This window comes from Kocuria sp. WRN011, assembly GCF_002295155.1.
GTDB lineage: Bacteria > Actinomycetota > Actinomycetes > Actinomycetales > Micrococcaceae > Kocuria > Kocuria carniphila.
Window position 1 is genome coordinate 114,139 of the sequence record NZ_NSGI01000007.1, and the last position, 23,524, is coordinate 137,662.

A 23,524-nucleotide genomic window follows, 5' to 3' on the forward strand; every position below is an offset into this window, starting at 1 on the left:
CGAGGCGCTGGAGTGGCCGTGAGGAACCAGACTGGGCCGAGTGGCGTCGGCGATTGCGGAACACCCCGCCGGACCTGAAACTACACCTCGTGGAGCTACCCGGCGTGAGCCGTTGGGCCTCGCAGTCGGTGGGGTGGCTTTCCGAATCCGAACTGACTCGCGCCCGGGACCTGCGAGACGAGACTGCTCGCCGTGAGTTCCTGGAATCCCGGGTGATTCTGCGTCGGCTGCTGGCTCTCCGTTTGGGCTGTGAACCCGAGGCTGTGGACCTGCCCCGGGATTCCGCGAACGGCGCCCCGGCGCCCGCGCGACCCCGAACCAGTGAGGGCGGCGCTGGCGCGCAGAGGGTCCACTATTCACTCGCCCGAACTCCCGGCTACGTCGTGATCCTGACCGGCAACCGCCCGGTGGGGGTCGACGTGGAACGGCGGCAATCACCGGCCCAAGCTGAGTCGTTGCTGCGAGTGCTGCACGCCGCGGACCGAGCGCGCCTTGCAAACGAGCCGGAGCGACGTCGTCCTCGCGCGGTGACCGACGCGTGGGTGCAACTCGAAGCACTCCTGAAGGCCCGGGGCACGGGCCTGTCCATCGACCCGTCGGTCGTGAGTGTGGGGGCAACGCACCGGGTGCGCCACTCCGACGGACTGATCGTCATGGGAGTGCGCACCCGTCGCGGTTCTCGCCTGCATATGGCCGTCGCGTGGCTCGAGGATCCCGAGGCAATTCCCGAGCCGACGGTGGGCGGCTAGGAGTCCTCGGGTTTCCGCACGACCGCCAACCCGGCGGCCTTGGATGCCCGGGTGACCACGCGTTCCAGAGGACCGCTACCCAGAGCCTGCTGCCAGGCGGTCGCCACGAGTGCCGCGACGGCTACCTGCACGAGGTACCAGAACCACGGCATGGGACTCACGTCCACGAACGTGAGGAACACCAGGTGCGCAGCGTAAAGGGTGAGCGTCATGGCCCCCATCGCGGCCAGCGGAGTGAACCACCTGCCGATCGCCCTGCTCGCAATCAGGAAAGCGCCGAGTGCGACCATGGCGAGCCCCGCCGCGCCGATGAGAGCGAAAGGCGTGTTGGTGTGCGGCCCGGACAACAACAGCCACTGCCACGTGGTGGTGGGTAGCTGAGGGTCGGGGCCGTAGACCTGCGCGGTCCACACGTCCTCGCTCGTGAGCCAGGGCGTAGCTTCGATCAGCGCATACTCCAAGTCGAACCGGTACAGCATCAGCAAGGAAATGCCCTTGCCGACCGCCGCCACGACCGCACCAATGACCACCAGCAGAACCTGGATGCGATCCCGCGTCAAAGGCATTCGACCCAGGGCCATGCCCAGGCAGATGAAGGCCATCCACGGCAGCGCCGGATACGTACCGGTCAGGAACAACTCCGCGAGCACCGTGGTCGGTTCGGTCACCAAGTCCAGCGCGTCCGGATTGGCGTGCACGTGGGCCGGAATGTGATCCAGCGACCACTGCATGAGGAACGGCGAGCCCACCGCGAACGTCACGGCGGAGACCAGCAGCCACCGGACGGACAGCATGGTGAACGGGATCGCAAGCAGGAACATCAGGCCGTAGTAGATCAGGATGTTGTAGGCCGGGATCGCCAGGAAGTTCAGGGACAATCCCACACCGAACAACAGCATTGCCCGCACAACCAGGGACACGCGTGACCGGGCGGCGTCCCGGCCACGGCGCGGGTTGCGGCCGCCGGTCAGGAACGCCAGGCTCACTCCGGCCAGGACTGCGAACAAAGCCGCCGCGTTGCCGCCGAACAGGCTCCACGTCCAGGTCGGGTTGCCGGCGGCGTCCGCGGTTGCGGGCAGGGTATGCACCGCAACCATTCCCAGCAGCGCGAACCCGCGCGCCACATCCACGCCCACGATACGGCGACTCGTGCGCCGGCCGTCCGCGCTGGGCACATTGCGAATGGCCGCACCCTGACGGGGTGCCGGCGCGGGTGTGGGGGCCGGGGCGGTGATGATGGGAGTCTGGGCTGTCCACAGCTCATTCTCCGTGACCGGTTCGGCACGGTCCTGGCCCTCACCCGTCCATACCTGGCGTTCCGGCCGGGGTCCCGGCGCCGGGCGATGCCCCGGGGGTAGGTACCCCTCAACCACAACTTTTGCTGATTGCTCGCTCATTTCACGGCCTCCTGCGTGTCTGCGCTGTGTGCCGCAAGTGTGGTGTTCGCGGGACCTGCCCACGGTGCCATGCGGATGTTCGATGCGTCATAAATGGGTACGGGTTGGCCCGTCACGGGCGGGCCCGGGTTCACCTGACAGCTGATCGCCTGGTCTCCCGGTTCGAGGTGCTGAATGGGATTGCCACCCCAGTTGCCATCACCCGGAACGGTCTCCTGGCGCATGACCAGCGATCCCGGCCCCACGGTTGAGCGGTCTTCGATCGTGGCGCCGGGGAGCACAAAGCTGTTCGGTCCCAGGGTGGAACCCTGTTTCATGGTCACGGGTTCCAAGCGCATGATCCGATCGTGGAACAGATGTGTCTGCAACACGGTGCCTCGGTTCACGGACACGCGGTCCTCTAGTTCGACCAGGTCGAATTCGGGCAGCCACCAGGTCTCGCACCAGACGCTGCGGCCGATCTTGGCGCCCATGAGTCGGGTCCACATGTTGAACATGGGCGAACCGATGCTCAGGCGAATCAGTGACGGCACGGCCAGCGACTCGGCAAAGACGTCCGCCAGCTCATTGCGCCACACGAAGGAACTGAACAGCGGACGTTCCCCCGCGCGGAAGCGACCCATGAGCGACCACTTGACCACCACGGGAACCAGACACGCCAGGGTACTGGCGACGATCAGCACCGGCCCGGACCAGAGGAAGGTATAGAGCACACCGCTCAGCCCCTGCCCGTGGGTCATGAAAATGCTCGTCAGGGTGAACACGATCAGCAGATCGATCCACGCGGACACCATGGCGGGCACCACGCGGAACAGCTCCACGAATGCCCGGGCGGCCTTGAGTCGGTGTGGTGGCTGGAACGTCACGTCGTCGGCGGCGTCGGCCTGGGCACGCGCGATCGGCTCGGCATTGCGCCCGAGCCACGAGGACCCGGCCGGGGCTCGGTGGGGAGCCGAGCTCAGAACGGCCACCAGCACGTCGTTGGGCAGGTCTCGGTCCGGCCCGACGATCGCGGAGTTACCCACAAACGTCCGCTCACCAATCACCGAGGTGCCCACGTTCAACCATCCGAAGCCGGAACGATGCGAAGCCACCAGGGAATGGTCCGCAAGGAATGAACCGTCCTTCAACGAGGTGAGGTGCGGAATCGACTCCATGGTGGAGATCTCCACGTTGCGTCCGACCCGCACGCCCAACAGTCGCATGAACCACGGCGTCACGCAGGAGGCGTAGATGGGATAGGTGGAGATCAGAGTCCGCTGCAGCAACATCTCCGTGAACCACGTGGCCCACGCGACCTTGCCGGTGTGCGGGAAGTAGCCCGGGGTGATCATGTCCGCCACGAGCCGGATGCAGCCGGCCACGAGCAACAACCAGGTGGCCGCCGTCAGCACCGTGAAGACAGGAACCCAGAGTGCGAGAAAGGAGAAGACCTCTTCGTAGCGCTCCGTGAAAACGATGTTGACGAGGGCCAGCACTGACCCCGGGATGATTGCCAGAAGCGGCAGCAGAGAAATCAGCACCACGCCGCCCGAATACGCCAGGTGAGCTTGGAACTTACCCCACGCACCCAGTCCGGGGACCTCCTGCGGGGCCACCGCCGGCCAGGTCTGCCCGGCCACCCCCAGGTGCTCCAGAGGCGATCCGCCCCACAGCTCACCGTCAGGAATCGTTCCGCTCACGTGAGAACCGGGGGAAATCTCGGCCCATGCGCCCACACGGCTGCCGGGGTCCACGAGTGTTCGTGTCCCCAGGCGGGCGTGGGCACCAATCTCGATGGCTCCCACGTGGAGGGTGTCGCCGTCCAGCCAGTAACCGGCGATGTCCGTTTCCTGTTCCAGCGAGGCGTTCTCGCCGATGATGACCAGGCCCGTCACGGGCGGTAGGGCATTGAGGCTGGCCCTGTGGCCCACGGTGTTGCCGAAGAGCCGATGCAGCGTGCGGGCCATGGGCGTGCCCAGCAACAGCTCGTACTTGTTGAAGACCACGAGTCGTTCCGCGGCCCAGATGCGCAGATGGGTCCAGCCACCACGCGGATAATGCCCCGGCTTCAGCCCCGCATTCAGGATTCTTACGGCGCCGGCACCGATGAAGACCCGCCCCGGCAGTGAGAACATCACGAGCCAGCCCAGGAACAACGGCCAGAACGGAGGCTGCGGCACCCAGGCCGCGTCCACCACCACGGAGAGCACCCACACCACGATCAGCGAGCCCATCACGTAGCGCAAGCCGTTGAGAATGCACAGCCCCACCAGGAAAGCGCCCTGGACCCAACCGGTCCACCCCGGCATACGTTCCGGATCGACCTTGGAATCGGTCGACGCCTCCAAAGTCTCCAGGTAGGTGGCCATCCCGCGCAGGGTCGGGTCCGCATAGATGCGGGCAATCTCGGTGTCCGGATGGGTCTGCCGCAACGCCGACACCAAACGGGCCACACCCACAGAGCTCCCGCCCAGGGCAAAGAAATCACTGTCCGCGGTGAACGGCAAGGGACCCAATTGGTCCGCCCACAGCTCCGCGAGCCACTCCAGCTCCGGGTCGAGGTCCGGCTCCCCGTCCCCGCCCGAGTTCGGCAGTGGCCACGGCAGGGCCTTGCGGTCCACCTTTCCCGAGGTCTTGAGCGGTAGTTCGTCCATCAGGCACAGCGCGGGCACGAGCTGCCCCGGCAACCGTTCCGACAACCAGACACGCGCCTGCGCGAGATCCACGGAGCCTTCTGATTCGGCGACCAGGTAGCCCGCGATCACGCTGCTGCCGCCCGGAGTGGAGTGCACGGCGCACGCACCGGCGCGCACCCCGGGTACCCGAGACATGTGGTCGTCGATCTCGCCGAGCTCAAGTCGACGCCCGGAAACCTTGACCTGGTCATCGGCGCGTCCCGCGAAGACGAGACCTTCTTGGTCCGCGCGGACCACATCACCCGTGCGGTAGGCACGATCCCAGCCCAGGGAGGGCAGTGGCGCGTACATTTCCGCGTCCTTGGCGGGATCCAGATAGCGGCCCAGGCCGACGCCGCCCACGATCAGTTCACCGGTTTCGCCCCAGGCCACCGGCTGGCCCTCGGAATCCACCACCGTGAGTTCCCACCCCGGAACGGGAAGGCCGATCCGCACGGGATCCTCACCCGTCAGGATGGCCCCGGAGGCGATGACGGTGGTTTCCGTGGGGCCGTAAGTGTTCCAGACCTCTCGACCCGGACGGACCAAATGCTTGGTGAGTTCCAGCGGACAAGCCTCACCGCCGAAGATCAGGAGCCGGACGGTATCCAGGGCCTCGCGGGGCCACAGCGACGCCAAGGTCGGGACGGTCGATACCGCGGTGATGTGATGTGCCACGATCCACCGCCCCAGATCCGGGCCGGAGCGCACGATGTCCCGCGGTGCCGGAACCAGGGTGGCACCGTGGCGCCAGGCAAGCCACATTTCTTCGCAGGAAGCATCGAAGGCCACGGACAGTCCGGCCATGACGCGGTCCCCCGGTCCCAACCGCCGGCGTTGCAGGCACATCAGCGCCTCGGCGTCGACGAGCGCGGCGGCCGAGCGATGGGTGATGGCCACGCCCTTGGGCTTACCTGTGGAGCCCGAGGTGAAGATGATCCAGGCGTCGTCGCGTGTGCGTGGTGAGCCGATGTCATTGGTGGTCTTGACCTGCTCAACCCGAGTGAGGTCAAGGTTCCGACCGAAAATCGCAGCGACCCCGGCTTCTTCCCAGACGGTCCGTGCGCGCTCATCCGGGTCGTCCCAGTCGACGGGCACGTAAGCTGCGCCCGCGAATAGCGTGGCCAGAATCCCAACGTAGAGGTCGATGCTTCCGGACGGCACGCGAATCCCGACCCGGTCCCCACGCCCCACGCCCATATCCCACAGCCTCTGGACATGAGTTTCGATCAGGTCTTCGAGCTCGCCGTAGGCCACTCGCTGGTGTTCGTCCTCAAGGGCGATCGCATCAGGGGACTGCGAGACCGTGTCGAGCACGATGTCGACCAAGGTGCGCGCCTCGGGAGGCTGTTCCACCGGGTAAACGGCGCGGTCTTCGGCTACGTCTATCGGTGATCTGTCGTGAATCGTGTGGTGGTTTTCCACGGACAAGGCTTCCCCCAAACGGATAACCATTGAACACAGGGGTAGCCGGGCTCCGTCGACTCACAACGGCGATCCATTGGCGATGCGAAATTCATCCGGTCCAGTCCCCCGACGGTCCGGAACGCGCGTCACATCAACGCGCCCGCTCATTAGACAGCATCCCCTGCTGATTGTATTGTGCGTTAACCGTACATCGCAGCAGGTCAGACGACAATTTGCGTGAAAAACGATTCAATATTTGCGACCGGATCTCAGCCCCGAGCGGCCTTCATCAAGTCGTCCAGGATTCGCGCGTCCGGCATGTCGTAGTGATCATGACCGTCCAGGATTTCCAGATCTACTTGTTCGAAACCCTCGTCGTCGTAGAAATCCGCACCGGTCACCGCTGCACTCACGGCATCAAACGGCGCTGATTTGGTGGAACCGTCATCTTCTTCACCCGTGACCCACCACAGCGGCATGTTCTCCAGCTGAGACTCAGTGGCAGCTTTGTCGAGTGTCTCCGGGGCTCCCCCGCCGCCGACCAGGGCAGCACCCTGGGTCACCAGATCCCGTGGTCCGGCGAGGATACCGTAGCTGAGCATTTCGGCGCCGCCCGAATAACCCATCCAGGTGATGCGATTCCGGTCGACGGGGTAATCCTGAAGGATCCGATCCTTCACCAGGGACGTCAGCCAGTCGCGGTTACCTTTGAGGTTTTCCCACCAGGTGGGCTCCTGGGCCCTGTCCGGCGTGCGAGGCACCACGAGCAATGCGTTGTGGGATGCAGCCACGGCGGCCAGGCACGTGGTTCGGCCGCTGGGATCGTGGTATTCCCTGGCGCCGTCGCCATGCAGGTGCATCACCAGTCCGACGGGCTTGTTCGTGTTCACGCCTCCGTCAATGACGTGATACTGCCCCGTGAGACCGTTGTGAGTGAAGGTCTGAGCCATCTCCCCCAGCTCCCCGGCCGCAGAGTAGGTGCTGCCCGCCCGGAAGCTCGCATCAATGATCTGCGTGGGTTCAGCGCGCGGGTCATCGGCCGCAAGACCGTAGGTCGTGCAGCTGACAGCGGTAGGTTCTTCACCGGGATCGAGGGAGAACATGAGGGGGGAAAGAGCAGTTCCCGTTGCCAACACGAGAGCAGCGCCGAGCGCAACGCGAGCGGTGACAGAAAGGGAGCCGTCCCCCGTACGTCGGGTCGGCATGGAGCGATTCTAACGGTGTCTACGCACCCCTAACGAACTGGACGCGGAGTTACCGTGAAATAGAGAACTGCCCCGCCATCAGGCGGGGCCCTTCTCTCAATTTCAATCGTACTGAGGATTCCCTCAACCCACAGTGACGTTGCTCGGGACCCGGTCCCCTCTCGTTGGCATCGGACGTGTTTCGTGCAGCAGCCCCACGACCAGACCCGCACAAGCACCGAGCAGGAGCAGCCCGGACAGGTAGGTTGCCCACTGTGTGAAGTTGCTGCCAACGAACTCGACAACGACGAACGCGAGCAGCACCGGCCCGGTCCATCGTGGTGCAGCACCGGAACGGAGATGGGCGATGCCGAGCAGTACCAGGCCCAACACCGTGCCAATCAAACCGACCATCATGAACGGCATCAAAGGTGGAGAAGACTGCAGCTGGCCGGCCACCGAGGCGTTGACGTCAGGATCGACCGCCATCACCTGACGGGCCATTTCGGCTCCGCTGAACACAGCGTGACCAAAACCGCCGAGCACGGTGAGCGTGCCGCCGATCGTAGCCAGCTTGGGGCTGGTCGGATATAACCAGGCCGCGACACCGGCGAAGGCAATTATGCAGGCGAGTTGGCTGAGAGACAGTGCCAGAACTGCGATCCGGGCGGTGCCGCCTGCATCAGCGATGGCAAGCAAACCGTCGTGTGGATCCGCGAAGTGGTCCGGTAATAGCAGCGTCCACACGGCCGACAACAATGCGAAGAATACGAGACTTGCGGCGACGAGAAGTCGCAGTTTCTTGTTCATGTCTCCAGCACACCGCAGCTGGACCCGCCCGTCATCGGCCACAAGTCGCGACTATTGTCATCCGTGGGATGACGCCACGCGCACACATCTCGCCTACCGTTAACTCATGGAGCGGCACCGGCCCAGGATCGTAGATCTGATGATCGTCCTCGCGGTGCTCCTTGTCGGCCTGATGGAGATCTGGGTCCCGTTCGCTTCCCGAGCCGGGGGCGGGAACCTCTGGTTATCATCGGCGCAAGTGCTGATCGTGGCGGCGGCCATGGTGGTGCGCCGCACCCGTCCGTTGATTGCGGCCGGCGTGACCTTCGTGCTGTTCAGCGGCCTGCACATCGCCGAGATGACCTTTCTCCTGTTCTACGGACAGTTCGTCCCGATGGTGCTGACGACCTTCGCGGTGGCCCGCCACGGAAAGTACCGGGAGCCCTACATCGGGGCAGCCCTGATCATCGGCACGATGCTGCTCGGCGACCTGCTAGTGCCGGAATTGCAGGACCCGGACGAAATCGTCTTTCACTGGAGTGCCCTCTTCGGCGCCTACGCCCTCGGAACCTGGCAGCGAGTGATGGCAAACCAGGCTGCGCAAGCTCGGCAACGAGCAATCGATGCTGAGGTCGAAGCCGCGGCCCGGGCCACCACAGCGATCCTCGAGGAGCGCACTCGGATGGCGCGTGAGCTACACGACGTGGTGGCCCACGCAATGAGCGTAATCGTGGTCCAGGCCGGTGCGGCCCAGCTTGTCACCGATGACGAAGATGATGTCCGCCGCTCGCTGGAGACGATTCGCAGCACCGGGGCCAACGCGCTGGCTGAAATGAGGCGGTTCGTCACGATGCTCCGGGACCAGGACGAGACCGCCCTGCGCGTCCCGCAGCCGGGGCTGTCTGCGGTCGAACAGCTCGTGCACGATGCCAGGGCGAATGGTCTTCCGGTCACCTTCGAGGTGCGTGGCACGCCAAGGGATCTCCCGGCGGGGATTGACCTTGCGGCCTATCGGATCGTCCAGGAGGCGTTGACCAACGCACGGCAACATGCGTCGGGGGTCTCGTCGATCGAGGTGATTGTCGATTACGCCGGGGGTGCGCTGCACCTGGGGGTCCATGACGACGGGATGGCCGTGGCTCAGACCTCCGGTAAGGGTCACGGCCTGATCGGGATGCGAGAACGGGTTCAGCTCTACGGGGGGTCTTTACGCGCCGGGCCGTCGGATACTCGCGGCTTCCTGGTGGATGCCGTTCTGCCCCTGGGGCCACAATGACTATTTCGGTGTTAATCGTCGACGACCAGGAGCTGCTCCGGGAGGGTTTCCGGCTGATTCTGGAGAAATCGGGTCTTGACGTCGTCGGGGAAGCCTCCGACGGGGTCGAGGCCATTGAGCGCGCTCGGACCCTGTCGCCAGATGTCGTGCTGATGGATATCCGAATGCCGCGCCTGGACGGGATCGAGGCCACCCGCCGGATCGTGGCGCAGCAACCCTCCACCAGGGTGCTGGTGCTCACCACCTTCGATCTGGACGAGTACGTCTACGACGCCGTTCGGGCCGGGGCGTCCGGCTTTGTCCTCAAGGATCTGCGCCCGGCCGACCTCGTACGGGCCGTGGAGATTGTCTCGCAGGGTGAGGCGATGCTCGCTCCACAAGTGACACGCCGGCTGCTCGAACAGTTCGCGCCGGTGCCCTCACGGGCCGTGGCGTTGCCTGCACTGACAGAGCGCGAAACCGACGTGTTGCGGCTGATCGCGACCGGAATGTCGAACGCCGAGATCGCCAGTCACCTGTTTCTCAGTGAGGCAACGGTGAAGACCTACGTGTCGCGGTTGCTCGCCAAGCTCGGCCTGCGCGACCGCGTGCAGTTGGCGGTCCTGGCCTACGAGAGCCGGCTTGTTCATCCCGGATCAGGGTGACAGTTCAAGCTTTGATAACCCGGACGCGGGATATTCCGGGAAATGCGGAATGCCCCGCCATCAGGCGGGGCATTTCTGGATATTCACTTGTGGAGCTAAGGGGACTCGAACCCCTGACCCCCTGCATGCCATGCAGGTGCGCTACCAGCTGCGCCATAGCCCCGTGCTTTACCTCGAAGACTTTACCACAGTCGTCACGCCCAACCTTTGGCGGTTGTTCGTACATATTCTGTGGCGTTCCCCGTGGGCAACGCATTTATCCTAGACAGTCATTTACCCGCCGTGCAAATCGAGTTTGCCCCCGCGTGGCCGCCCGGATACCAAGCCGTTATTCGGCGTGGGAGGTGCCCGGAGCGGCGTCGGCATTCGAGGTGGCCGCCTGCTCGGGAAGGTTCAGGGAGATCTTGGGGCTGTCACCCCAGAGCCGCTCGAGGGCGTAGAAGACGCGGTCCTCGTCGTGGAGCACGTGGATCACGATGTCGCCGAAATCGAGCAGGACCCAGCGGCCCTCTCCGCGGCCTTCGCGGCGCAACGGCTTGACCTTGTGCTCCTGGATGAGCTTGTCCTCGATGGCGTCGACCACCGCGGAGACCTGTCGTTCATTCGGCGCGGAGGCGACCATGAACGCGTCGGTGATCGCCAAGGAATCGCTGACGTCGAACGCCACGATGTTCTCTGCCTTCTTCTCGTCCGCGGCCAGGGCGGCGGCGCGAATGATCTCGACAGATTCGGGGAATGCAGTCACAGAGTTGTGAGTCCTTTCAGAGGTTTTGGGATTAGAGCACAAAGATGATGAGTACCGCGATGAGTGCGGCAATGACCAGGAACAACAGGACGAGCAGCGGAACGAGCGGGCCCGATTTCTGCTTGTAATCGTTGGGTTCGAGCAGTTCCAGCCCCTGGGCGTCCACGGCGCGAACGGGCGTGCCGGGCGCGCTGACCTGCTCCGAGGGCGTCGGTTCCGGTGCGCTGGGGGTCGCCACAGGCAGTGCCTTGACCTCGCTTGAGTGCTCGCGTTCGGGCTGGGGTGCAGGCTTGGTATCGCCCACGGCCGCGGCATCGACGGCACGGTCCTGGGGCGACGACGCCGCTCGCACAGGTTCGTCCCGCGGTGCAGCTCGGTCTTCCGAAGACTCCGCCGCTGCCGCCGGTGCAGCGGCCGCCTTGGTCCCGGGCCGAGCTGGGGCCTTGGGTACCAGACTGATCGACACCGTGTTCGGGCCGGAAGTCTGGGCGAGCGGCGAGCTCGGGAACTGCCCTGGATCCACCGTCAACGGATCTGCAGCCAGCGATGATCCGATTGTCGCGGACTGCGGGAAGGACACCGTAATGGTCTCCTCACCCCCGGTCGTGGTGGAATCAGCAGCAGAAACGCCGGACTGCGTACTGCCGCCCTGTCGGGCGTCCGCGGCGCGCAGGGCTGCCTGGGCATCCTGCCGATCTTGTTCATTGGCGGCGGCGGCACGCAGAGCTAATTCCGCGAACCGTTGCTGCTTCAGGAGCAGGTCCTGATCCACTTCCCCGGAGTTGGCCGTTTCCGCTTTCTGGATCTCCTGAGCGTGGGCGGCCATTTCGCGTTGCAACCTGGCCAGCCGACGGGGACCCAACGGCTTGACGGGGCCAGAATTCACGGGGGCGTCCAGTTCGATCATGGGCGCCGGGCCGGCCACCTGTGGAACTTCAGAGGTCCACGGAGCCACCTTGGAGTCGGCTCGTTCCTCGTTTGGGTCGGAGCTGGCCGATCCGGTCGTGACCGGTTCCTGCTGATCCCCGGAATTCTCGGGATTGTTCTTCTCGGAACGAGGCTCACTCACGTCATGCTCCTGCTGGTTTCTTGATGTCCGTTCTCAGCACCACGCTCGACGGTCGCCAAGGAAGTGGTCGACGTGTTCTCGTCCTGGACATAGAGACCGTATTTATTGATGTACTGCACCACACCGTCCGGCACCAGGTACCACACGGGCTTTCCCTCTTCGACACGGGCGCGGCAGTCCGTGGACGAGATCGCCATGGCGGGAACGTTCAACAGGGACACGCTGGATGATCCCACCGGCGCGGCCAGTTCATGCCCCGGGCGAGTGACACCCACGAAGTGCGCCAGGTTCCAGAGCTCGTCCGTGCCCTTCCATGTGAGGATCTCCCCCATGACATCCGCACCGGTGATGAAGAACAGTTGCGCATCCGGCCGTTGCCGCGACAGATCGCGCAGCGTGTCAATGGTGTACGTGGGGCCATCGCGGTCGATGTCCACACGGGACACCGTAAAGCGAGGGTTGGAGGCGGTCGCGACCACCGTCATCAAATAGCGGTGTTCGGCGTCCGAGACCTGTTTACCGGCCTTCTGCCACGGCTGACCGGTGGGCACGAAGACCACTTCGTCCAGGTCGAAGACCGAAGCGACCTCGGACGCCGCCACAAGGTGACCGTGGTGGATGGGGTCGAAGGTGCCACCCATCACGCCCAGCCGGGTTTTACCCGGCTGGCGCGGTGGGATGTGCAATTCGGTGCCTTCAGCCACGGCTGAAGAATCGATCGGATTCACGCAGTCAGAATTACCGACGGCTCAGTGCTGACGCGGTGAATTGAGGTCGTTGATCATTGCACGCTCGTTGGCGGGCAGTTCCGACGGGTCCTCGTATTGGCCGATCTCCGGGCTCTTGCCGCGAGGAGAGAAGGAAACCGTGGCGATCAACATGAGGATGAACAAGATGAACGCGATCACGCCGAACATCTCCGTGGGGATGGGCAGTTCGTTCACCACATGGTGTCCGCCTTCTTCGGCGGACAGAGCGGCGTTGTTCAACAGGTGCAACATGTCTGTGCGGTTTCCCTTCTGCTACCGGGCGGTTCCGGTGTCAACAGTGCGATCCGCCCGGGGGCGGTTGATTACATGGTACTTGTCAGGAGCGCACGTGGCCGTCACCCTGGACAACCCACTTGGTGGTGGTCAGCTCTTCCAAGCCCATGGGGCCGCGCGCGTGCATCTTCTGAGTCGAGATGCCGATCTCGGCTCCCAGACCCAGCTGACCACCGTCGGTGAATCGCGTCGAGGCGTTGACCATCACGGCCGCCGACTCGATTTCCGCGACAAAGCGCTCCGAGTTGGTCAGATCGTTGGTCACGATGCACTCGGTGTGACCGGTCGAGTATTTGGCGATGTGCTCAAGCGCCTCGTCCAGGGAGTCCACGACATTCACGGCCATTTCCATGCCCAGGTACTCGGTTTCCCAGTCCTCCTCCGTGGCCTGCAGGTGGTCCGAACCCGGGGGCAGCAACTGTGCCGCACGCTCGTCCACGTGTAGTTTCACGCCGGCCTTGTCGAGGGCCGCCAGTACCTGCTTGCTGGCTTCAGCCTTGGAGTGCAGCAGCAGGGTCTCCGCGGAGTTGCACGTGGAGGTGCGGTGCGTCTTGGAGTTCACGGCGATCTTCTCGGCCATCTGCGGGGTGGCGGACTCGTCGATGAACACGTGCACGTTGCCCTCACCGGTTTCGATGACCGGCACGGTGGCGTTCTTGACCACGGACTGGATCAGTCCTCGACCGCCGCGCGGGATCAACACGTCCACCTTGCCGCGAGCACCCATCAGAGCGTTGGCGCCGTCGCGACCGTAGTCATCCACGGTCTGCACGCTGTCCACGGGGAGCTTAGCATCGGTCAGTGCGTCGCGCAGGATACCAACGAGTGCACGGTTGGACTCGAGTGCGGCGGAGCCACCGCGCAGCATGGCGGCATTGCCGGACTTCACGGCGATGCCTGCAATGTCCACGGTCACGTTGGGGCGAGCCTCGTAAATGACGCCGACCACGCCCATGGGCACGCGCATCTGACGCATCCGCAGGCCGTTGGGCAGGATTTGGCCGCGCACGATCGTACCCACCGGATCGGGCAACGCAGCCAGTTCACGCAGCGAGTCGGCGAGTCCCTTGATGCGGGCGGCATCGAGCTTGAGACGGTCCAGGAGCGCCGGCGACGTGTCGTTCTTTCGTCCGCGCTCCAGATCCTTGCCGTTCGCCTCGAGAATGACGTCGGATCGCTCTTCGATGCGCTGAGCCATGAGCAGCAGCGCACGGTCCTTCCACGCTCGGGGAGCTCGTGCGAGTCCTCGAGCAGCCTGGCGCGCGTCGTCGGCCATGAGGCCGACGCCCACCACGGGGTCTTCGCCAAACGTTTCTTGTGCGGTCAGTCCTGAAGTGTCTTTCTCGGCCAAGAGTCCTCCTGGATGTTGGTCGGTGCGGCGCCCTTGGGAGGCGCCTGCATCAGCGTACTTCTCGTAAATTTCTGCCCGGGTTACTTTGCGGGGTTCTGCTTGAGCTTGGTCTTGGCGGAACGCGGACGCAGCGTGACCAGGTTGTCCACGTGGATCAACTCGCGGGCGAATTCCTCACCGAACTCGTCTCCCAGCTCATCGGTGCGCTTACCCAGCATGCCGGGCACTTCGTCCGAGCCGTAGTTGATCAGACCGTGGGCAACCTCGTCGCCCTCCTTGTCGACCATGGACACGGGGTCACCCGCCGTGAACTTGCCGGTGACGGCGTTGACGCCCGCGGCCAGCAAGGAGCGGCGACCGCGGATGGCTTCCACAGCGCCGTCGTCGAGAGTCAGCGTGCCCTTGATGTCGGCGAGGTGTGCCAGCCAGAGTAAACGCACGTTGCGACGACCGCCGGTGGTGGAGAACCAGGTTCCCACGTCTTCGCCGGCCAGCGCCTCGTTGATGTTGCCCGCCGAGGTCACCAGGGCGGGGATGCCCGACGCCGCCGCGATACGCGCGGCCTGCACCTTGGTCACCATGCCGCCGGAGCCAACGCCCACGCGACCCACGGAACCGATCTCCACGCCCTCGAGGTCAGCGATCGGGTCGTCGATGCGTGCGATGCGTTCGCCGCCGTCCTTGGGCGGCTTGGTGTAGAGGGCGTCCACGTCGGAGAGCAGCAACAGCGCATCGGCCTTGATCAGGTGCGCCACCAGCGCTGCGATGCGGTCGTTGTCGCCGAATTTGATCTCGTGAGTGGCCACGGCGTCGTTCTCGTTGACGATGGGCAGAATGCCCAGGTCCAGCAGACGCTCTATCTGGCGGTGCGCGTTCTTGTACTGCGAATGACGCATGAGGTCTTCCGCCGTCACGAGCACCTGGCCCACGGTGATGCCGTAACGGGCAAAGTAATCGGTGTAGCGCGAGATCAACAGGCCCTGCCCCACGGAGGCCGCGGCCTGCTTGGTGGAGAGATCCTTGGGGCGCTTGGCGAGGCCCAATGGTGACAGGCCGGCGGTGATGGCACCCGAGGACACGAAAATGACGTCCGTGCCGCGAGCCTTCGCGCCGCCGAGTGCGTCCACAATGCTGCGGAGCGCGTTCTCGTCAATGGAGTTCTCGACTGAGGTCAGCGAAGACGATCCCACCTTGACTACCACGCGTCGTGCCTGGGGCAGCTGGGCGCGTTCGGTGATCGGAGACCGGCGGTTCTTTCCGCGGTTCTCCGTGCTCAACTGCATGGCCGACTTGGCCGCATCCTGTTCGACAGCTGCGACGTCAATCTTTTCGGTGGTCGTTTTTTCACTCATGCTCGGGGAGATCCTTTCGACGCTGATCAGTTTGGCGGCTGCGTGCCTGGTCCACGGACTCGGTCCAGACACCTGCCTTGCGTTCGGCTTCGAGCTCGGCGCGAGCCTCCGCCTTCGCGTCCATGCGGTCGTAGAACTGTTCGCGCTTCTCACGACGCGTGGGACGGTTCGTTTCGTCCAACCGCAAGTCCGTACCGCGCGGGCCGCCCAACAGCTCCGCGCCTCCCACCATGGTGGGTTCCCAATCGAAGACCACGCCATTGTCTTCAGGGCCAATCAACACTGCATCACCGGGACGGGCACCGGTACGGAACAGTTCGTCCTCGATACCCAGCTTGGCGAAACGGTCCGCGAGATACCCCACGGCTTCGTCATTGTTGAAATCTGTCTGCTGCACCCAACGTTCGGGCTTCTCACCGCGCACGTGCCACAGCGGCTCTCCGCCGCGATCATCGCGGGAGATGCTGAAGCCCTTGCGATGCTCTCCACGGCGGTTGCGCACCGGTTCGGGACGGACCACTCGGGTCTGCTCGTCGGCGTCCTCGGGTGCATTCTCCGTGCGGGACTCCGCCACGAGCTCCGCCATCGCGAAGGCCAATTGCCGCAAGCCCTCGTGGGAAGCCGTGGAGACCTCGAACACGCGGTAACCGCGCTTCTCGAGATCCGGGCGGATGAAGTCCGCGAGCTCACGGGCCTCCGGTACGTCGATCTTGTTCAGTACCACCATGCGGGGGCGCTCGGTCAACGGCACGGTGTCCTGGGCGTCGTCCTGAATGTCCTGGGCGTAGTGGGCCAGCTCGGCCTCCAACGCGTCCAGGTCCGTGAGCGGATCACGTCCGGGCTCCAGGGTGGCGCAGTCGATCACGTGCACGAGTGCCGCGCAGCGCTCCACATGGCGCAGGAATTCCAGTCCCAATCCCTTACCCTGGGAGGCTCCGGGAATCAGACCGGGAACGTCCGCCACGGTGAACCGCGTGTCACCGGCCTGCACCACACCCAAGTTGGGAACCAATGTGGTGAAGGGGTAGTCCGCGATCTTGGGACGGGCCGCGCTCATGGCGGCGATCAAACTCGACTTACCGGCGGAGGGGAAACCCACCAGCGCGATGTCCGCAATGGACTTCAGCTCGAGTTCGACCTCTTGCTCCGCACCGGGTGTACCCAGCAGAGCGAAGCCGGGAGCCTTGCGCTTCTGGGACGACAGTGCGGCGTTTCCCAGACCGCCGTGACCACCGCTGGCGATCACGTACTCTGTACCTTCGCCCAGCAGGTCCGCCAGCACGTTCCCCTGGCGATCCTTCACCACCGTTCCATCGGGAACGGACAGAATCAAATCCTGCCCCTTGAACCCGTGGCGAAGATCACCCTTGCCGGGCTCACCATTGGGAGCCTTCTGGTGGGGTGAATGGTGGAAACCCAGCAGCGTGGTGGACTGGCCGTCCACGCGAAGAATCACGGAACCGCCATCTCCACCGTTGCCGCCGTCAGGTCCACCGAGCGGCTTGAACTTCTCACGGCGAATGGACACGCAACCGTGACCGCCATTGCCGCCAGTAGCGTGCACGATGACTCGATCGACAAAACTGGCCACGGGGCTCCTTTAAAGTCCTCGGTGCCTACGCTGCCGTGAATGCACAGCGAACACCTCTAGTTGTAAAGACTAAAGGGTGAGCGCGTATCGCGCCCACCCTTTAGTGGTCGCCGTCCACGGGATACCAGTGGAAAGCGGGTGGACCCTGGGGTCCGAAAGATAATTACTCGGCGATCTGGATGTTGACCACGCGACGACCGCGGCGGGTGCCGAACTCGACGGCACCGGCGGACAGGGCGAACAGGGTGTCGTCCTTGCCGCGGCCGACGTTCAGGCCCGGGTGGAAGTGGGTGCCGCGCTGGCGAACCAGGATTTCACCGGCGCTGACGGTCTGACCGCCGAAACGCTTCACGCCCAGGTACTGAGCGTTCGAGTCACGACCGTTGCGAGTGGAGCTCGCGCCCTTCTTATGTGCCATGGTGTGTGCCTACCTTCGTTTAAAAATTGACGGGACGGGGTGACTCAGGCGTCGATGCCGGTGACCTTGACGGTCGTCAGCTCGGCGCGGAAGCCCTGACGCTTCTTGTACCCGGTCTTGTTCTTGTACTTCATGATCGAGATCTTGGGACCGCGAAGGTCTTCAATGATCTCGGCAGTGACCTTGACGTTGGCCAGGGTCTTGGCATCGGAGGTGACCTTGTCCCCATCGACCAGCAGCAGTGCAGGAAGCTGAATGGTGCTGCCTGCCTCGCCGGCGACGCGGTCAAGGGTCACGAGGTCTCCAACGGAAACCTTCTCCTGGCGGCCGCCTGCGCGGACAATCGCGTACACCACTTGGGAACTCACTTCTCTCGACATCTATGGACTACGTGTAAGGACGGGAACACACCTGGAGGACCACGAATGTCGAGACATCACGTCGCGGCGGTCAGAACTGACCGCGCCTCGCGTGGCTTTCGCATCGAACAGGAGGTGAACCCGAATGTGCCGCCTGACGGGGTGGAATTAACTGACCACACGCACGTCGGTACCCGGCACCGAAAATCTAGACTACCCGATGCGTGGAAGCTACGGCAAACGGGCGCGTCTCGGCGCGTCGAACGGGCTCCGCGAAGAACCGCAGTTCCAGCTCGCACGCACGCATGAACGCGTCCCGCATGCGCTGCCGGGTCACAGGATCCGCGGCGCTGGCGGCACGATCCACGATATCGCGGGCGCGTTCGGTGGCCAGTTGGAAATCGGGGGCGTCGTAGGTGGCCAGCCAATCCCCGTACGGGTGCGGGTCCAGCCCGGCAGCACGAGCCTTCTGGGTGAGCGCGCTACCCACGGCCGCGTAGAGCCAGTAACACGGGAGGACTGCGGCAGCGCCCACGGCGTAGGGTTCACTGCCCGTGGCCGCCAACAGGAAGTCCGTGTAGGTGCGGGTCACCTCGGAGGGCGGCAGGGGCTCGGTGTCACCCAGTCGAGCGCGGTGGAGTGCGGACTCCACGGCGACGACCTCGGCCGCTCCCCCGGCGAAGAATTCTCGTTCGGTCTCCGACGTTGCCGCGGCGGCCAACGCAGCCAGGGCCCGGGAGTACACGTCCAGGTACTGCATGTCCTGATCCATGTACCACTCGAACGTCTCGAACGGCAGCGAACCGTCCGCCAATTGGGTGATGAACTCCAACTCGTTGATGTCACCGCGCACACCCGCGCAGTCGCGCCACAGGGAATCCGTGAAGCGTTCACAGGACTGGCTGTCCTGCAAGGTGGCCTGGACGTGATGGAAGTGGTGCACCGGACCGTTGCCGTGCCCCACGTGCAGGCTGTCCGCGTGTGCCAGCGCACCGCGCAGCCACGCGCGTGCCGTACGCACCGCCCCCGCCCAGTCCCCCGTGCGGGCCACCACCGTGGCAATGGCGGAGGACAGCGAACATCCGGTGCCGTGAGTGTTGGAGGTCGCTACCCGAGGATCGTCGAACGTCACGACCGGCTCGGTGCGGCCCGGTTCGAGCAGCGCGTCGGGAGTTCGTGACCCGGGCAGGTGACCGCCCTTGACGAGCACACGTGCGCCGAACCTCTCGGCTACGAATCGTCCTTGTTCTAGCGCCTCACTCCACGTGGTTGCGGTGGGGGCATCGGCCAGCACCGCGAGCTCCAGGAGGTTGGGGGTGATCAGATCGGCCAGTGGCAACAATGACATGAGTGCCGTCTCGGCCTCAGCCCGCAGCAAGCGGCCGCCGGCGGTGGCCACCATCACGGGGTCCACCACGGTCACCGGAGGTTTCACGGCGGCCAACCAGTCGCGGACGGTGTCGATCACCTCGATGGATCCGAGCATGCCCACCTTGACGGCATCCAGGGTGACGTCGGAGCTGACGGCTTCTAGCTGGGAACGCAGGATGTGCACGGGCGGGGTGTGGATGTCGATCACGCTGGTGGTGTTCTGGGCGACCACCGCGGTGATCACATTCATGCCGTAACCGCCCATCGCGGCAATGGATTTCAGATCGGCGGCCTGGCCGGCACCACCGGTCGGATCCGTCCCGGCAATCGTGAGCACGCGGGGCACGGTCAAAGAATCAGAATGCGCAGTAGTCACGACATTCCCTTCGCTAGTACGAGCTAGATCAGGTTCAACGGGTGTCATCTCAGCCGCTCGTGCGGCACCCCGTGTCAGTGATACACATCATGCCACAGGGCCGCGGGTTCTCATCTTCCGCGGCCCTGTGGCATGTCATATCTCGGTGCTGGTGCTCGGTGTCAGTCCTTGGAACCGCCGGTCATCTTCATGTCCGCGGCCTTCACGCCCACGCCCACCACGCTGGGTTGCGAGGCGGCCTTGGGCGCGTCCTGCCTGGGCGCGTCGGCGGTGAACCGTTTCACGTTGCCCGTGGAGCTGACCGGCTCGTGCTTCTGCACGCTCGCCGTTCCCGGTGCTGCCGTGGGTGCGGAAGCACGGCGCGAACGACGCCGCGTGGCCGGCTTGGTCTCCGTCGCGGCGGCGGGTGCCGCGCCCTGACGTGACGCCGCCTGCTTCGGAGCAGAAGTCCCGGCGGACTGGCTGGCCGAAGACTCCGACGGCGCCTCGGCCTTCTCCGCCGCACCGGACTGCTTCGATGAATCTGCGGTCTCGGCTGAATCCGGAGTAGACTTCTCGGTCCCCTGACGGGATTCATGAGTTGCTCCACGCTGCGCCCTGCGGGAGCGGCTCCGGCGGTTGCCCCGCGAGGGCTGTTCCTGGGAAGATTCCTGCGCGGGCTCTTCCGTGAACGCTGCCGTCAACGAGTCCAGCGTCAGCGACTGCTGACCGCTCTCCGGCTGGTCCTCCGGGGAACCACCGCCGTGCGGTAGCTCGATGACCTCACCGTGAATGGTCAGGCTCGAGGACTGGTTCTCGACCTTGTCCTCCGAACCCCGGTCACGATCCTGGCCGTCCGAATCCGAGGCATCCTTCGACTGCGAATCGTTGCCCTGGCCGTCCTGGCCCGACTGAGCGCGGCCGCGGCTGCGCTTGCCGCGACGCTTCTTGCGGCGACGATCGCCGTCCTGATCACCGTGGTCCTGGTTGTCCTGGGAACCAGACTGATCCTTGCCCTGATCCGGCGTCTGTTCCTTACCACCGGAGCGTTCGCCGGACTGGTCGTCGCCCTGGTGACCCGAGGCGGCGTCGTCGTCGTGCTGGGAAGCTGCAGCAATACTGGCCAGAGCGTTGCGTGCGGCTTCCGCGCGGGCCTTCGACTCCTGGTCGTTGCCCTCGTTGCCGTTGTCCGATCCGTTGTTGCCGCCGTTACCGGAGTTCTTGGGCTTGTCCTGCTGGTTGCTCTGCTGGCCGCCCTGGTGCTGCTGCTTGTGCTTGGAGCGCTTGCGCTCGTTGCGGTTATTACGGTGATCCGGGGCGGAATCCCCCGCGCGACCCTTGAGCGGGTGGTCGTGCACGATCGCACCGCGGCCGGCGCACGCCTCGCAGGGCTCCGAGAAGACCTCGAGTAGGCCGGTGCCCATGCGCTTACGCGTCATCTGCACGAGACCCAAGGAGGTCACCTCGGCGACCTGATGCTTGGTGCGGTCTCGGCCCAGGCACTCGACCAGGCGACGCAGCACGAGTTCGCGGTTGGACTCGAGCACCATGTCGATGAAGTCGACCACGATGATGCCGCCGATATCGCGCAACCGCAGCTGGCGGACGATCTCCTCGGCAGCTTCCAGGTTGTTCTTGGTGACCGTCTCCTCCAGGTTGCCGCCGGAGCCGGTGAACTTACCGGTGTTGACGTCCACCACGGTCATGGCCTCGGTGCGGTCGATCACCAGGGAACCGCCGGAGGGCAGATAGACCTTGCGGTCCAGGGCCTTCTGGATCTGCTCCTCCACGCGGAAGGATTCGAACAGGTCCGTATCCTCGGTCCATTGCTGCAGGCGGTCCAACAGGTCCGGGGCCACGTAGGTCACGTAGGCCTCGATGTTGTCCCAGGCCTGCTCGCCCTGGACGACCATGGCGGTGAAGTCCTCGTTGAAGACGTCGCGCACGGTCTTGATGGTCAGATCCGGCTCCGCGTAGAGCATCTCCGGGGCCAGGGTCTTGGTGGACCCTGCCTTCTCCTGAATTTGTTCCCACTGCGAGCGCAACCGGTTGATGTCGTTGGTGAGTTCCTCTTCGGACGCGCCTTCCGCTGCGGTGCGCACGATCACGCCCGCACCCTCGGGTAAGCGGTCCTTCAGAATCTTCTTGAGGCGCTGTCGCTCCACGTCCGGGAGCTTGCGGGAAATACCGGTCATGGAACCACCCGGCACGTACACGAGGTAGCGGCCCGGCAGGGAGACCTGGCTGGTCAGGCGAGCGCCCTTGTGGCCCACGGGGTCCTTGGTGACCTGCACCAGGACGGAGTCTCCGGACTTGAGTGCGTTCTCGATCTTGCGGGGCTTGTTGCCCAGCTCGGCAGCGTCCCAGTCGACCTCGCCCGCATACAGCACGGCGTTGCGGCCCCGGCCGATGTCGACGAACGCCGCTTCCATGGAAGGCAGCACGTTCTGCACCTTGCCCACGTACACGTTGCCGATCAGCGAATCCTGCTGGGTATGGGACACGAAGTGCTCGGCCAGCACGCCGTCCTCAAGGACACCGATCTGGATCCGGTCCTCCTTCTGACGCACGAGCATCTTGCGCTCGACCGATTCGCGCCGTGCCAGGAACTCTGCCTCGGTGATCACGTGGCGGCGACGCCCGGACTGGCGCGATTCACGACGCCGCTGCTTCTTGGCTTCCAGCCGCGTGGAACCCTTCAGACCGGTCACCTCACCGGCGCCGCTCTCGGACACGCGCGGGGCCCGGACGCGGGTGACGGTGCCGTCGGCCTCGTCCACGAGTTCCATGTCCACGTCACCGCGGCGACGACGGCGCCTGCGACGGCTCGTCACATTGCCCGAAGAATCGTCCTCGTCCGCATCATCGTCGTCCTGCTGGCGCGACTGGCGACGCTGGTTATCGCGTTCCTTGGCGGCCTCGCGCTGACGAGCGGCCGCGGCCTCCGCGGCAGCGCGGATCTCATCCGGATCCGGTGCGTGGAACATCAGGCCGGCGCCCAGACCGAAGGACGGTTCGGTTTCAGAGGCCTCGGATTCGGAGGTCTCGGTTTCGGTCTCGTGGTTGTTGGTCTGCTCGGAGGTTTCTTGGCCGGCGGCTTCGGTGACCTCGGCGTCCTGAGTACCCGGGGTCTGAGCCTCAATGGCGTCAGTGGCGTCAGCCTCGGTGGTCTCAGCCTGTGAGTTTTCCGACTCAGTGGTCTCAACCTTTGAGTTTTCCGGCCCAGTGGTCTCGCTGCTGGGCGACGTGTCGGCAGCCGACTCCTCGATTGTCTCGGACTCGACCTGCGATTCCGCTGATTCGTCCGTCAAGGCCTGCTGCGCATCGGTCGACTCGACCGAGGTGTTCTCGCTTGCGTCAGCAGGTTGATCCGTCTCGGGGGCTACCGTTTCGGCATCCGGCGTTTCGGTCTGAGGCGTCTCAGTCTGCGACGGCGCGTCAGCCTGGGAGTCGGCCGAGTCGTCGGCCACGTCAGTGCCGGCGGGCTGCGGGAGCATTTCGGGCTCGTCGTCAACCTGGGTGTCTACCTGGGGTTCGGTCGGGGTTTGCTCAAGAACGGGCTGTTCCGCGGGGGTTTCCGCCACCGAAGTTTCGGCGGGGGTCTGCTGTTCCGCGGTAGCTGCCTGGTCCTGTGTCGTCTGTTCCGCGTTGTCCTGTTCGGATTCCATGTGAGGTTGTACTCCTGCTCGGAACACCGTCCGCACTCGGGTCCGAGGTGTGCTCGGTCGGTCGAACCGGTGGAAAATCCACGCGGCCGCCGGAAGTCA

The 23,524-nt window shown here is 64.8% G+C and carries 18 protein-coding genes, 1 tRNA gene and 1 riboswitch; of the genes, 3 read left to right on the forward strand and 16 right to left on the reverse strand.

Translation table 11 applies throughout. The features are described 5' to 3' along the window. The first annotated feature begins 104 nt into the window (after positions 1-104). Positions 105-749 carry a 4'-phosphopantetheinyl transferase superfamily protein gene (locus CKW39_RS11180; RefSeq protein WP_158222946.1) on the forward strand — a complete coding sequence of 215 codons (645 nt, stop codon included), beginning with the start codon at positions 105-107 and terminating at the stop codon, positions 747-749. Here CKW39_RS11180 and CKW39_RS11185 read toward each other — a convergent pair. The 4 genes from CKW39_RS11185 to CKW39_RS11200 form a co-directional block, all read right to left on the reverse strand. Next, positions 746-2,146 (reverse strand): heparan-alpha-glucosaminide N-acetyltransferase domain-containing protein, encoded by a 1,401-nt coding sequence (locus CKW39_RS11185; RefSeq protein ID WP_254049384.1) that lies wholly within the window; start codon positions 2,144-2,146, stop codon positions 746-748. The genes CKW39_RS11180 and CKW39_RS11185 overlap by 4 nt on opposite strands. Further along, complete coding sequence (locus CKW39_RS11190) at positions 2,143-6,258, reverse strand: Pls/PosA family non-ribosomal peptide synthetase (protein WP_095798199.1); 4,116 nt, start codon at positions 6,256-6,258, stop codon at positions 2,143-2,145. The genes CKW39_RS11185 and CKW39_RS11190 overlap by 4 nt, the downstream gene beginning before the upstream one ends. A gap of 221 nt (positions 6,259-6,479) precedes the next feature. Then, positions 6,480-7,415 (reverse strand): hypothetical protein, encoded by a 936-nt coding sequence (locus tag CKW39_RS11195; RefSeq protein ID WP_254049385.1) that lies wholly within the window; start codon positions 7,413-7,415, stop codon positions 6,480-6,482. Positions 7,416-7,538: 123 nt separating this feature from the next. Then, positions 7,539-8,204, reverse strand: coding sequence for a hypothetical protein (locus CKW39_RS11200; RefSeq protein ID WP_095798201.1), 666 nt, complete (start codon positions 8,202-8,204; stop codon positions 7,539-7,541). 106 nt (positions 8,205-8,310) lie between these two features. Between CKW39_RS11200 and CKW39_RS11205 the strand changes: the two genes are divergently transcribed. Both CKW39_RS11205 and CKW39_RS11210 read left to right on the forward strand, forming a co-directional pair. After that, on the forward strand, positions 8,311-9,459 hold the full coding sequence (locus CKW39_RS11205) for a sensor histidine kinase (protein ID WP_095798202.1): 1,149 nt from the start codon (positions 8,311-8,313) through the stop codon (positions 9,457-9,459). Continuing rightward, the gene (locus tag CKW39_RS11210; protein ID WP_095798203.1) at positions 9,456-10,103 is read left to right on the forward strand and encodes a response regulator transcription factor; all 648 of its coding nucleotides are present in this window, start codon (positions 9,456-9,458) and stop codon (positions 10,101-10,103) included. Before CKW39_RS11205 ends, CKW39_RS11210 begins: the two co-directional genes overlap by 4 nt. A 90-nt stretch (positions 10,104-10,193) precedes the next feature. Here CKW39_RS11210 and CKW39_RS11215 read toward each other — a convergent pair. From CKW39_RS11215 to CKW39_RS11270, 12 genes are all read right to left on the reverse strand, one after another. Continuing rightward, a tRNA-Ala gene (locus tag CKW39_RS11215) sits at positions 10,194-10,266 on the reverse strand. A gap of 165 nt (positions 10,267-10,431) precedes the next feature. After that, positions 10,432-10,848 carry a ribosome silencing factor gene (gene rsfS, locus CKW39_RS11220; RefSeq protein WP_095798204.1) on the reverse strand — a complete coding sequence of 139 codons (417 nt, stop codon included), beginning with the start codon at positions 10,846-10,848 and terminating at the stop codon, positions 10,432-10,434. 31 nt (positions 10,849-10,879) lie between these two features. Further along, the gene (locus CKW39_RS11225) at positions 10,880-11,917 is read right to left on the reverse strand and encodes a hypothetical protein (RefSeq protein ID WP_095798205.1); all 1,038 of its coding nucleotides are present in this window, start codon (positions 11,915-11,917) and stop codon (positions 10,880-10,882) included. Further along, positions 11,914-12,621, reverse strand: coding sequence for a nicotinate-nucleotide adenylyltransferase (nadD, locus tag CKW39_RS11230; protein WP_254049386.1), 708 nt, complete (start codon positions 12,619-12,621; stop codon positions 11,914-11,916). Before nadD ends, CKW39_RS11225 begins: the two co-directional genes overlap by 4 nt. A gap of 45 nt (positions 12,622-12,666) precedes the next feature. Next, entirely contained in the window at positions 12,667-12,918 is a 252-nt protein-coding gene (locus CKW39_RS11235; protein WP_095798207.1) for a hypothetical protein, read from the reverse strand. 85 nt (positions 12,919-13,003) lie between these two features. After that, positions 13,004-14,236 (reverse strand): glutamate-5-semialdehyde dehydrogenase, encoded by a 1,233-nt coding sequence (locus tag CKW39_RS11240; protein WP_371514752.1) that lies wholly within the window; start codon positions 14,234-14,236, stop codon positions 13,004-13,006. Between the two features lie 155 nt (positions 14,237-14,391). Further along, positions 14,392-15,663, reverse strand: coding sequence for a glutamate 5-kinase (gene proB, locus CKW39_RS11245; RefSeq protein ID WP_095798209.1), 1,272 nt, complete (start codon positions 15,661-15,663; stop codon positions 14,392-14,394). Next, positions 15,656-17,254 carry a GTPase ObgE gene (gene obgE / locus CKW39_RS11250; RefSeq protein WP_095798210.1) on the reverse strand — a complete coding sequence of 533 codons (1,599 nt, stop codon included), beginning with the start codon at positions 17,252-17,254 and terminating at the stop codon, positions 15,656-15,658. The genes proB and obgE overlap by 8 nt, the downstream gene beginning before the upstream one ends. 163 nt (positions 17,255-17,417) lie before the next feature. Continuing rightward, entirely contained in the window at positions 17,418-17,672 is a 255-nt protein-coding gene (gene rpmA, locus CKW39_RS11255; RefSeq protein ID WP_095798211.1) for a 50S ribosomal protein L27, read from the reverse strand. A gap of 44 nt (positions 17,673-17,716) precedes the next feature. After that, positions 17,717-18,028, reverse strand: coding sequence for a 50S ribosomal protein L21 (rplU, locus tag CKW39_RS11260; RefSeq protein ID WP_095798212.1), 312 nt, complete (start codon positions 18,026-18,028; stop codon positions 17,717-17,719). 211 nt (positions 18,029-18,239) lie between these two features. Further along, the gene (locus CKW39_RS11265; RefSeq protein ID WP_095798213.1) at positions 18,240-19,778 is read right to left on the reverse strand and encodes a bifunctional hydroxymethylpyrimidine kinase/phosphomethylpyrimidine kinase; all 1,539 of its coding nucleotides are present in this window, start codon (positions 19,776-19,778) and stop codon (positions 18,240-18,242) included. Next, a riboswitch (TPP riboswitch) is annotated at positions 19,766-19,860 on the reverse strand. (Overlaps the previous gene by 13 nt.) 79 nt (positions 19,861-19,939) lie before the next feature. Further along, on the reverse strand, positions 19,940-23,425 hold the full coding sequence (locus tag CKW39_RS11270) for an Rne/Rng family ribonuclease (protein WP_095798214.1): 3,486 nt from the start codon (positions 23,423-23,425) through the stop codon (positions 19,940-19,942). Positions 23,426-23,524 lie beyond the last annotated feature (99 nt).

Bases quoted from the DNA above. Each gene is read 5' to 3' on its own strand.
- CKW39_RS11185 (WP_254049384.1), bottom strand. From the start codon at position 2,146: ATGAGCGAGCAATCAGCAAAAGTTGTGGTTGAGGGGTACCTACCCCCG.
- CKW39_RS11190 (WP_095798199.1), bottom strand. From the start codon at position 6,258: ATGGTTATCCGTTTGGGGGAAGCCTTGTCCGTGGAAAACCACCACACG.
- CKW39_RS11195 (WP_254049385.1), bottom strand. From the start codon at position 7,415: ATGCCGACCCGACGTACGGGGGACGGCTCCCTTTCTGTCACCGCTCGC.
- CKW39_RS11200 (WP_095798201.1), bottom strand. From the start codon at position 8,204: ATGAACAAGAAACTGCGACTTCTCGTCGCCGCAAGTCTCGTATTCTTC.
- CKW39_RS11205 (WP_095798202.1), top strand. From the start codon at position 8,311: ATGGAGCGGCACCGGCCCAGGATCGTAGATCTGATGATCGTCCTCGCG.
- CKW39_RS11210 (WP_095798203.1), top strand. From the start codon at position 9,456: ATGACTATTTCGGTGTTAATCGTCGACGACCAGGAGCTGCTCCGGGAG.
- CKW39_RS11235 (WP_095798207.1), bottom strand. From the start codon at position 12,918: ATGTTGCACCTGTTGAACAACGCCGCTCTGTCCGCCGAAGAAGGCGGA.
- CKW39_RS11240 (WP_371514752.1), bottom strand. From the start codon at position 14,236: ATGGCCGACGACGCGCGCCAGGCTGCTCGAGGACTCGCACGAGCTCCC.
- proB (WP_095798209.1), bottom strand. From the start codon at position 15,663: ATGAGTGAAAAAACGACCACCGAAAAGATTGACGTCGCAGCTGTCGAA.
- rpmA (WP_095798211.1), bottom strand. From the start codon at position 17,672: ATGGCACATAAGAAGGGCGCGAGCTCCACTCGCAACGGTCGTGACTCG.
- CKW39_RS11270 (WP_095798214.1), bottom strand. From the start codon at position 23,425: ATGGAATCCGAACAGGACAACGCGGAACAGACGACACAGGACCAGGCA.